This is a genomic window from Brevibacterium ravenspurgense, assembly GCF_001584615.1.
GTDB lineage: Bacteria > Actinomycetota > Actinomycetes > Actinomycetales > Brevibacteriaceae > Brevibacterium > Brevibacterium ravenspurgense.
In genome coordinates this window covers 227468-238188 of the sequence record NZ_LQQC01000010.1, presented here as the reverse complement: position 1 = coordinate 238188, position 10721 = coordinate 227468, and the positions used below count along the sequence as shown (strand labels likewise).

Sequence of the window (10721 nt, the reverse complement as noted above, 5' to 3'; positions counted from 1 at the left end):
GTGATTTCCATCAGCATAGCCGAACCCGGATCAGTCCTGTTCGTCTGAGCCTTCGTCGGACTGTGCTGAGTCCGGCTGCGGTTGTGACGCAGCCTGGCCTGAAGGGCCGCGGTCCTTCTTCCCCTGCTTGCTCACACGGTCTAGGAGCGCGTTGATGAAGGCCGGCGAATCGTCGGTCGAATAGCCCGCGGCGAGGCTGACGGTTTCGTCGATCGCAATGGGATCGTCGAGTTCGTCGTTGTAGAGAACTTCCCACAGGCCCATGCGCAACAGGGCCACGTCGACCTTCGGGAGCTGGTCGACGTTCCATTCCGAATACTCACGCAGTGTGGCGTCGATGTCGTCGCGGTGTTCAACAACACCGCGCACGATTTCGACCGCGTACTCCTTCATGGGGTATTCGGGGTCGCCGGAGCGCAGCTGGATGAGTTCGTTTTCATCCAGCTTGCGCTCCCCGGCTTCAAAAAGAAGTTCAAGCGCCCTGCGGCGGGCGCGGCTGCGGGCGCTCAATCGCGAACGCGCCCGAGGTACTCACCGGAGCGGGTGTCCACACGCACCGGGGTGCCCTCTTCGAGGAACAGCGGAACCTGGATTTCGTATCCGGTGTCCAGGGTTGCCGGCTTGGTGCCGCCGGAAGAGCGGTCGCCCTGCAGACCGGGTTCGGTGTGTGCAATCGTCAGTTCGACGATCGGCGGGAGCTCAACGTAGAGCGGGTTGCCTTCGTGGAAGGCAATCTGCAGAGACTGGTTTTCCAGCATGAAGTTGGCAGCGTCGCCCACGAGGTCGGGGCCGATGGACACCTGCTCGTAGTCCTTTTCGTCCATGAAGACGTAGTCGGTGCCGTCGTTGTACAGGTACTGCATGTCGCGGCGGTCAACCGTGGCTGTCTCCACCTTGGTGCCCGCGTTGAACGTGCGGTCGACGATCTTGCCTGACAGAACGTTCTTGATCTTGGAGCGAACGAAAGCCGGGCCCTTGCCGGGTTTGACGTGCAGGAACTCCAGCACCTGCCACAGTTCGTTGTCGAGAACCAGCACCATGCCGTTCTTCAGATCATTCGTCGTTGCCACGTTTCTCCTTCATTGAATGAATGGGCGAAAACCCCGTCGATTGTATCAGTGCTCAGCTCAGCCGCGTGATGGGCGAATCTGTTCCGATTGCGGTGTACGCGCTGAACGGCAGCGATGTGTCGGTTGCCTCCAGCACGGCCGGGCGGCCGATGTCCTCAAGGACGACGAACCGCAGCAGCGAACCGCGGGCCTTTTTGTCCCGCCGCATGGTGTCGAGCAGCTGTGGCCATTTGTCACCGCGGTAGCCGGTGGGCAGACCCAGGTGCTCAAGAATGCCGCGCAGACGGTTGACGTTTTCCTCCGACAGGTTCTTGGTGAGCACCGACAGCTCCGCGGCGAACATCATGCCGACGGCAACCGCTGCCCCGTGGCGCCACTGGTAGCGCTCCAGGCGTTCGATAGCGTGGCCCAGGGTGTGCCCGAAGTTGAGGAATTCGCGTTTGCCCGATTCCTGGAAGTCTTCGCTCACAATGGCCGCCTTGACCGCAATGGAACGCCGGATGACCTCGAACAGCTCCGGCGATTCGGGGTCGGTAAGTGAATCCTTGGGCGTCTTTTCGATGATGTCGAGGATTTCCGGATCGGCAATGAAGCCGCACTTGACGCTTTCGGCAAGACCCGTGAACAGTTCGTTCGGCGGCAGAGTGCCCAGCGTTTCCAGATCGCACAGAACACCCGCTGGCGCGTGGAAGGCGCCGACCAGGTTCTTGCCCTCTTCCGTGTTGATGCCGGTTTTGCCTCCCACTGCAGCATCAACCATGCCGAGCACCGTCGTGGGGATGTTGATGTAGCGGATGCCGCGCAGCCACGTGGCGGCGACAAAGCCGCCGAGGTCGGTCACCGCTCCCCCGCCGACGTTGACGATGACGTCGGTGCGGGTGAAGTCGGACTGTCCGAGGATCTTCCAGCAGAATTCGGCTACACGGCTGTGCTTAGCCTCTTCAGCATCCGGAATCTCTGCCGCGAGAGCCTCGTAGCCTGCCGCCTGGAGATCGTCGCGGACGAGGTCACCGGTTGTCCGCAGTGCCCGCGGGTAGATGATGAGCACTTTCTGCGCGCGACCGCCGATGAGCTCCGGCAGTCGGTGCATGAGCTTGTGTCCGATAACGACGTCGTAGTCTCCCCCGGCGCTGACCGGCACGACTGCTTCTGTCACTGCAACTCCTGTTCCTGGCTGCTTTCACGGAATTTTTCGTATTCTTCGGCCCGCTGCAGGCCGGTGATGATCCCGATGATCCGGTTGACCGCTGTCGAGGGCGGGCCGTCATCGGCTTGGATGACAGCCGTTGCGGCATCTTCGTATAGGCTGCGCCGTTCGTCGAACACCCGCTGCCAGCGGGCACCGGGGTCATCGCTGTCATCCAGAAGCGGTCGTCTGGAACCGCCGAGGCGCTGCACGGCTGTCGTGCTGTCGATCTCAATGGCGATCGTCTTGATCGCAGGATGCTTGAGCTGAGCTCGCGTGCCCGGGTTGAGCACCGCACCGCCGCCGAGCGATACGACTCCCGGCCGTTCCAGCAGGCGCCGCAGTTCACGGCGCACAACGGCGCGCTCGTATTCCCTGAAGCGGTCCTCACCGCGCTCGGCGAAGATCTGCGGGATCGGCCCGTAGAGTTCGGCGATCCGGTGGTCGGTGTCGACAAAGGGAATGTCGAGCCGTTCGGCGATCAGCCGCCCAATGGTTGATTTTCCCGCCGCGGGTGGGCCAACCATGACAATGCGCGCTCCGGCCGCCGGGACGGGGTCGACGGGCGGGGCCGGTCGTGGCAGCGGCCGTTCGGTCATGTCGTCGGGAAGTTCAGTTGGGCCACGTAGGCATCGAAGTTGCGCTTGGTTTCTTCAAGCGAGTCCCCACCGAATTTCTCGGTGACGCTTTCGGCGATGACGAGAGCCACCATCGCTTCGGCGACAACGCCCGCGGCTGGAACAGCGCAGACATCTGAACGCTGGTGGTGGGCTTTTGCGGCTTCCCTCTTCTGAACATCGATTGTGCCCAGGGCGCGCGGCACGGTGGCGATCGGCTTCATGGCTGCACGCACAACGAGCGGTTCGCCCGTCGTCATACCGCCTTCCGTTCCGCCGGCTCGGTTGCTGGAGCGAACGGCGTTATCGCCGTCGAGGCCGATTTCGTCATGTGCCTGCGATCCGCGGCGACGCGCGGTTTCGAACCCGTCGCCGACTTCAACACCCTTGATGGCCTGAATGCCCATGAGGGCTCCCGCAAGGCGAGAGTCAATGCGACGGTCCCAGTGCACGTGAGAGCCCAAGCCGACTGGCAGTCCGTAGGCAACGACCTCGACGACGCCGCCCAGGGTATCGCCGGATTTCTTGGCGTCGTCGACCTCTGCGACCATGCGGGCCGACAGTTCCTGATCAAAGCACCGCATGGGGTCAGCATCGAGGGCTTCGACATCGTCAGCCGTTGGGCGGGCCGCAACGCGGGAACCTTCAACCGGTCCGATCGACACGGTGTGCGAGACCAGCGTAATGCCGAGTTCTGACAGGAATGACTGTGCGACGGCACCCAGCGCAACCCGCATGGCGGTTTCGCGCGCGGATGCCCGTTCGAGGATCGGACGGGCCTCGTCGAAGCGGTATTTCTCCATGCCGACCAGGTCGGCATGGCCGGGACGAGGACGAGTGAGAGCCTGAGCCCGGGCCTGGCCTTCGAGTTCGGCCGGGTCTACCGGGTCGGGGCTCATAACCTTTTCCCACTTGGGCCATTCGGTGTTGCCGACCTCAATTGCGATCGGCGAACCCAGGGTGCGTCCGTGGACAACGCCGCCGAGCACGCGAACGGCATCTGCTTCGAACTTCATTCGCGCCCCGCGACCGTAGCCCAGGCGGCGTCTGGCCAGGGCGGCCGAAATCATCTCGGACGTCACGGGGACGTGGGAGGGCAGGCCTTCGATAATGCCCGTCAGAGCTTCGCCGTGGGATTCGCCGGCGGTCAACCATCTCAACATTCTTCAGAGTCTACAAAGCCAGCGGCGTGAGCAGAACGGCAGTCCACGTGCCGATAAGCAGATGTGGTCCGAAAGCGATGTGGGTGGCCTTGGCGCGTTTAATGAACTTGGTGTTGATCCAGTACACCAGAGCGGATGCGTTGGCGACTGCCAAGACCACTATGAGGCCCCACAGGCTGACCATCCCGACGGCCAGTCCGATGAGCGCGCCGAGTTTCACATCGCCTAAGCCGATAGTGTCCCAGCGGCCCACGTAGGCCACGAGGTTGAGAACACCGAAGACCGCCACGACAATCAATGCGCCGATCAGACCCCGGATGCCGGCAGTCTGCGCGGCTTTGACGGTTTCGAAGTACCCCACCACCAGGCCGACGGCGGTCACGAGGAACATGGCTGCGCCCAGCGGAAGCACGAGCCTGTCCGGCAGGCGGTGGATTCTGCTGTCGATCCAGAACAGCCAGCCGGTGGCTCCGGCAAGAAGCGACAGCGCGGAGACGGGAAAGAGGGTTCCCAGTTCATCGCCGAAGACAACCGGGGTGATGAAGGCGGCCAACCAAGCCAGAACGAAGGCGATAGCCGTGAACACGACCGCCAGGAAGCGCGGCGGTTTGTGCGGCCAAGTGCCTTGGCCGATCAGCAGGCGCAGTCCCGCTTCGTCGTGAATGATGTCGGCGAAGCGGAAGCGGATGACAAGACTCGTTCCGACGCTGAGAGCTGAGCTTATGAGCAGCGCCAAGCCGAGCGTCAGAGTGTCATTCACAGTGTTTGCGCCTCCTGAGTCATCGTTTCTTCCAAAGCGGTGAGTGTCTGTGCGTCGAATGGACCTGCCAGCTGTCCTTGGGCGATGCCGAACAGCTCAATCTGGCGAATGGCCTGGTGGATGAGCATGCGCTGCCCGGACACCGCTGTTCCGCCGCGCTCGGCTGCGGCCCTGGCAAGCGAAAAGCCGCCGGGGGCATAGCCGGCCTCAAAGACAGTAGTCTGGCAGTTCTCCGGCAGCTCCAGGGAGTCTTCGGTCAGAACCCCCGAGGGCAGGGTCGACAGGACTGTCGAGCAGCTGGCGAGGGGGAGCCCCCCTATTGCCTGTGTGTGCGACTGTGCGCCGAGGTACTGGGCGAAATCGGCCAGGGCCTGGGCTTTGTGCGCAGACCGGGCGTACACATCGACCCGTTCAGCGCCCAGGTGCACAGCGGCGAGCACCGCCGACTTCGCTGTCGCTCCGCTGCCGACAACAGCGCACGCGGACACGTCCGCGCGCACTTCACGCAGAGCCTGTTCAATGCCGTATACATCGATGTTGAAGACCCCTGGCACCGGACCGCCTACCCACGTGTTTCCCCCGCCGGTCAGCCGGGCGGTGTCATCAACGGCCCATCCGCGCTGCCCGGCCAAGCGAACCAGCTCGGTTTTGAGCGGCATGGTCAAAGAAAACCCAGCCCAGCCTGAGTGAGCGTCGAGAAAAGAGGCGAGATCCGCCTCGGCGACTTCAAATCGCCCGTACTCCCAGTCCCAGCCCAAGGTGCGGTATGCCGCAGCGTGCAGAGCCGGTGACAGTGAGTGCGCTATCGGCGAACCGAGGACGGCAAGCTGTGTGTCAGCCATTCTTTTCGCGGTGCTCCCTGAGCCACTTCTGGTATTCCTTGACGTTCTTTTCGTGCTCCGAATAGGTCTCGGCGAACTTCACTTCGCCCTTATCCGGGTCAGTTGCCACGAAGTACTCCCACTTGCCCTCGGCCGGGTTCTTTGCCGCGGCGAAGGCACCGTCGGACGGCGAGTTCACCGGTCCAGGCGGCAGGCCCTTGTGCTTGTACGTGTTGTATGGACTGTCGGATTTGCGCTGCTCGGCCGTAGTCGACAGATCCTGGCGGGCTCCGAAGATATAGGCCACGGTCGCATCAGACTGCAGGTAGCCGTGGGTTTCGGAGTCCTTGGACAGACGGTTGATGAACACTCGAGCAACCTTGGCGCGCACCTCGGGATCACCGGTCGCTTCGATCTCCACGAGGCTGGCCAAAGTCATGAAGTAGTTGGCGTCGTCATTGCTGATGGCCTGCTCGTTGAGCATATTCTTCGTGCCGTCGACCATCGACTGCACAAGCTTTTCCGGCGTCGTATCAGCGTGGATTTCATATGTCGCCGGGTGCAGATAACCCTCGAGACTCGGCGCATCGACATCGAGCCCGTAGTCCTTCGGCTTTTTGTCATCAAGGGCCGCGTTGATCTCGTCCTCGGAGAATTCGTGCTCGGCAAGCTTCTTTTTGAGCACCTTAATCGTGTTGCCCTCGGCCAAAGTCAGCTTGTTCGCCGCCTCAGCGGCTTCCAGAACATCAGCTGCCGCTTTCGAGCTCATCTCGCGGCGCATAGTGAACGTACCCGCCTGAATGACGATCTCGCGCTCCTCAATCTGCTTGAGGAACGGACCGGCTGCCTTGATGACGCCCTCATCGACCAGCTGATTGGCAACCTGACGAGCAGATGAGCCCGGAGCGATCGAGATTTTGACCTCGTCCTTGCCCTCACCCTCGTAGTCACCCCGGCTCAGCAGCGCATCGCCCAGAGAGTTCTTCGTTGTGAGCACTCCGACGACAGCCCCGCCGCCCAGCAGAAGCACAGCGATGACGAGGATCGCAACCAGGCGGCGCCTGCGGAACTTCTTGCGGCGTTCCCGTGCTCTGCGTTCGGCACGGGTCATTGTGTCCGTGCCGAATTCGTCCACGAGGCTGTTCATGCGGGCTCCTCCCCGACGCCGACAGATTCCGTCAGCGGCCCATTGGAGCGCTCGTATTCGAGGGCGCTCTGCAAGATGATGACGGCTGCCTGCGCGTCCACGATTTCGCGACGCTGCTTTGAGTTCCGTCCCGCTTCGGCAAGCTGCGCGTGCGCCTGCGAAGTCGAGAACCGCTCGTCCATGAGTTTGATGGGCATGCCCACGGCACGGGACAGCTGTTCCGTGAAAGCCAGAGCTTTTTTCGCGGATGCCCGCTGCCTGCCGTCGAGCGACGTGGGTTTGCCGCTGATGATTTCGATCGGCTCGTATTCTTCGATGAGCTGTGCGAACTGCTTCAGCACGGCCTCGTCGCCTTCGCGCCGATAGAGCGTCCCGACAGGGCTGGCGAGGATGCCGTCGGGATCGCACGCGGCAACGCCCACGCGGACCGTGCCGACATCAACCGCCAGGCGTCGTCCTCGTCGAAACGTCACCCGCGCTCCTGAAGTTCACGACGGACAGCCGCGATCGCCTCGTCGATCTTGGAGGCGTCTTGACCGCCGCCCTGGGCGAGGTCGGGTTTTCCTCCGCCACCGCCGCCAAGCACACCGGTTGCGGTCTTGACGAGGTCACCGGCCTTGAAGCCGAGCTCCTGCGCTGCGGGGCTGACCGCCACGACAACCGTGGGGCGTCCGCCGGCAGCGCCGAATGCGGCAACGACGGAGGCAGTGTCGCCCAAGCGCTGCTTGACGTCCTGTGCAAAGGTGCGCACGTCACCGCCGCCGGCTTCGCCGAGGTTGACGCCGACAAAGCGCACATCTCCCACGGTCTGCGCATCCTGCGCAGCCTCGCCCGCACCGGCCAGCACCTTGTCGCGTTCGAGCTGCGCAATGGTCTTCTCGGCTTCCTTGATGCGCCCAAGCAGACCGCCAACACGGTCGAAGACTTCCGGACCGGGCACCTTGAGCAGGTCAGACAGCGCCTGAACGATGGCGCGTTCCTTCGACAGCGAGCGAATCGCGTCAAGGCCGACACTGGCTTCCACACGGCGCGTGCCGGAGCCGACCGAGCTTTCGGAGTACAGCGAAATCGGGCCGATCTCAGCTGTCGACTTCACATGCGTACCACCGCAGAGTTCGCGCGACCACAGACCTCCGATGTCGACCACACGGACGATCTCGGGATACTTTTCGCCGAACAGTGCGGTCGCACCGGACTTCTTGGCGTCCTCGTAGGACATGTACTCGTAGCCGACTTCGAAGTTGTTGCGCACTGCCAGGTTTGCGGCTTCTTCGACTTCAGCCCGCATCTGCGCGGTCATGGCCTCCGGATAGGAGTAGTCGAAGCGCAGGTAGCCGGGCTGGTTGAGCGAACCGGCCTGCGTTGCGGTTTCACCCAGGACTTCGCGCAGAGCGGCATGAATCATGTGGGTTGCCGAGTGAGCCTGCTGAGCCTGGTAGCGGTGTTCGGAGTCGACCTGCGCTGACAGGCTGGCGCCCGCTTCAAGTTCGCCCTCGAGGATCTCGATGCGGTGGGCGGCAAGACCGGCAACCGGGTTCTGCACATCGTGGACCCGCGCCTTGAAGCCGTCGCCCACGAAGATGCCGATGTCGGACGTCTGACCACCGGATTCGGCATAGAACGGCGTGAGGTCAAGAACGGCATCGACGGTTTCGCCAGCGCGTGCCACGGGAACGGAGGCACCGTCTGCAACCAGGCCGCGCACAGTGGAGTCAGCCACGAGCGCGTCATAGCCGACGAACTCGCTGGGACCGCCTTCGCGCAGAGCGGCAAAGGCGCTCAGGTCGGTCTGCAGTCCGCCCTTCTTGGCCTTTGCATCGGCCTTTGCGCGGGTGCGCTGTTCCTTCATAAGCGCTTCGAAGCCTTCGCGGTCGACCTTCACACCGGCTTCTTCGGCCATTTCCATAGTCAGGTCAATTGGGAAGCCGTGCGTGTCGTGCAGTGCAAAGGCGACATCACCGGACAGTGTTCCGCCGCGGCTGATCTCTGCAACAGAGTTCTCCAGCAGCTGGGTGCCGGATTCCAGTGTGCGCAGGAACGCCCGCTCTTCTGCGTAGGCAACCTGCGAGATGCGCTTGAAGTCCTTTTCGAGTTCGGGGTAGGACTCCTTCATGGCATCGCGCGACACCGGCAGGAGTGAGGGCAGGACCTCGTCCTTCACACCCAGCAGGCGCATAGCGCGAATCGAGCGGCGCAGCAGACGCCGGAGAATGTACCCGCGGCCTTCGTTACCGGGACGCACACCGTCGCCGATGATGACGAGCGCGGAACGCACGTGGTCGGCCACGACGCGCAGGCGGACATCGTCTTCTTCGTCATCGCCGTAGGAAATGCCTGCCATGTCCGCGGCCGCCTTGATGACCGGGAAGACTTCGTCGACTTCGTACATGTTCTCGACGCCCTGCTTAAGGAAAGCAACGCGCTCAAGGCCCATGCCGGTGTCGATGTTCTTTGCGGGAAGTTCGCCCTTGATGTCGAAATCGGTCTTCGAGCGAACCTCGGAGAGCTCGAACTCCATGAACACGAGGTTCCAGATTTCGATGTAGCGGTCTTCATCGGCTTCCGGGCCGCCTTCCACACCGTAGTCGGGGCCGCGGTCGAAGTAGATTTCCGAGCAGTAGCCGCCGGGCCCGGGCTGGCCGGTGTGCCAGAAGTTGTCTTCGTTTCCGCGGGACTGAATGCGCTCACGCGGAATGTCGGTTTCTTCCAGCCACAGTTCGATCGAGGCTTCGTCTTCGCGGTGGACGGTGACCCACAGGCGTTCGGGGTCAAAGCCCAGACCGCCCTTGTCTTCGGGGGTGCTGAGCAGTTCCCACGCGAACTGGATGGCTTCGCGCTTGAAGTAGTCGCCGAAGCTGAAATTGCCGTTCATCTGGAAGAACGTGCCGTGGCGGGTGGTTTTGCCGACCTCTTCGATGTCTGCGGTGCGCACGCACTTCTGCACGCTCGTGGCGCGCGGGTAGGGGGCGGGGACGTCGCCGGAAAGGTACGGAATGAACTGCACCATGCCCGCGATGTTGAACAGGATCGACGGGTCGTTGCTGATCACCGAGGCCGAGGGAACGACGGTGTGCCCTTTCGACTCGAAGAACTCGAGCCACCGGCGCTTGATCTCAGCAGTTTTCATTCCGGGCCTTTCCGTTTGGGTGTTGGCAGCCTGCCAGGCAGGACGCGTGCTTTGTCGAGTCTAGTGCACCTACAAACAACAAGTGCCCGGGCCGACACGGCCCGGGCACTTGAATAAAGCAGATCAGCGCGAGTAGTACTCGACGACCATCTGGACGTCACAGGTGACGGGGACTTCTTCGCGCTTGGGGCGGCGGGCCAGGGTGGCCTGCAGTGCCTCAAGGTTCACGGTCAGGTAACCGGGAACGGTCGGAAGAACGTCGCGGTGTGCACCGGCTGCGGCAACCTGGAACGGGTCCATGCCGACCGAACGTTCGCGCACGCGGATCATCTGACCCGGCTTGACGCGGTAGGACGGACGGTCGACCAGCTGATTGTCCACCATGATGTGGCGGTGAACGACGAACTGGCGTGCCTGAGCGATGGTGCGGGCGAAGCCAGCGCGCAGGACGAGGGCGTCCAGGCGCATTTCGAGCAGCTCGACCAGGGTTTCACCGGTCAGACCGGGGGTGCGGGCTGCTTCCTTGAACAGGTTGAGCATCTGAGCTTCGCGGATGCCGTACTGAGCGCGGAGGCGCTGCTTTTCCTTCAGACGGACCGAGTAGTCGCTGTCGTTGCGGCGACGTGCACGGCCGTGCTCACCGGGAGCGTAGGGACGGCGTTCGAAGTACTTTTCAGCCTTCGGGGTCAGCGGGATGCCGAGAGCGCGCGACAGGCGGACCTGTCGGCGTGAACGTGACGGAGCCATGTTCACCTTTCATTTTCAGAGTATTGTGCTTCGGCCGACTTGCCTCGGTCGGATCAGAAGCTGTTGTTTCCCCCTGTGGGAAA

The 10721-nt window shown here is 62.8% G+C and carries 11 protein-coding genes; all 11 read right to left on the bottom strand.

Annotated elements, in window-relative coordinates:
- Positions 1–30: 30 nt before the first annotated feature.
- Positions 31–510 carry a transcription antitermination factor NusB gene (nusB, locus tag Bravens_RS05580; protein WP_062021132.1) on the bottom strand — a complete coding sequence of 160 codons (480 nt, stop codon included), beginning with the start codon at positions 508–510 and terminating at the stop codon, positions 31–33.
- Entirely contained in the window at positions 507–1070 is a 564-nt protein-coding gene (gene efp / locus Bravens_RS05575; RefSeq protein ID WP_061943046.1) for an elongation factor P, read from the bottom strand. The genes nusB and efp overlap by 4 nt, the downstream gene beginning before the upstream one ends.
- 52 nt (positions 1071–1122) lie before the next feature.
- Positions 1123–2226, bottom strand: coding sequence for a 3-dehydroquinate synthase (aroB, locus tag Bravens_RS05570; protein ID WP_062021129.1), 1104 nt, complete (start codon positions 2224–2226; stop codon positions 1123–1125).
- Positions 2223–2855 (bottom strand): shikimate kinase, encoded by a 633-nt coding sequence (locus Bravens_RS05565; protein WP_019175126.1) that lies wholly within the window; start codon positions 2853–2855, stop codon positions 2223–2225. Before Bravens_RS05565 ends, aroB begins: the two co-directional genes overlap by 4 nt.
- On the bottom strand, positions 2852–4036 hold the full coding sequence (aroC, locus tag Bravens_RS05560; RefSeq protein ID WP_062021126.1) for a chorismate synthase: 1185 nt from the start codon (positions 4034–4036) through the stop codon (positions 2852–2854). The genes Bravens_RS05565 and aroC overlap by 4 nt, the downstream gene beginning before the upstream one ends.
- A 10-nt stretch (positions 4037–4046) precedes the next feature.
- A complete protein-coding gene (locus tag Bravens_RS05555) occupies positions 4047–4796 on the bottom strand; it encodes an A24 family peptidase (RefSeq protein WP_062021123.1) in 750 nt (249 codons plus the stop codon).
- A complete protein-coding gene (locus tag Bravens_RS05550) occupies positions 4793–5638 on the bottom strand; it encodes a shikimate dehydrogenase family protein (protein WP_062021121.1) in 846 nt (281 codons plus the stop codon). Before Bravens_RS05550 ends, Bravens_RS05555 begins: the two co-directional genes overlap by 4 nt.
- Positions 5631–6764: an endolytic transglycosylase MltG gene (gene mltG, locus Bravens_RS05545; protein ID WP_062021118.1), complete on the bottom strand. Its 1134-nt coding sequence runs from the start codon at positions 6762–6764 to the stop codon at positions 5631–5633. Before mltG ends, Bravens_RS05550 begins: the two co-directional genes overlap by 8 nt.
- The gene (ruvX, locus tag Bravens_RS05540; RefSeq protein ID WP_019175131.1) at positions 6761–7237 is read right to left on the bottom strand and encodes a Holliday junction resolvase RuvX; all 477 of its coding nucleotides are present in this window, start codon (positions 7235–7237) and stop codon (positions 6761–6763) included. Before ruvX ends, mltG begins: the two co-directional genes overlap by 4 nt.
- Complete coding sequence (gene alaS / locus Bravens_RS05535; RefSeq protein WP_062021115.1) at positions 7234–9891, bottom strand: alanine--tRNA ligase; 2658 nt, start codon at positions 9889–9891, stop codon at positions 7234–7236. Before alaS ends, ruvX begins: the two co-directional genes overlap by 4 nt.
- Before the next feature lie 123 nt (positions 9892–10014).
- Positions 10015–10638 (bottom strand): 30S ribosomal protein S4, encoded by a 624-nt coding sequence (rpsD, locus tag Bravens_RS05530; protein ID WP_019175133.1) that lies wholly within the window; start codon positions 10636–10638, stop codon positions 10015–10017.
- Between the last annotated feature and the right edge of the window lie 83 nt (positions 10639–10721).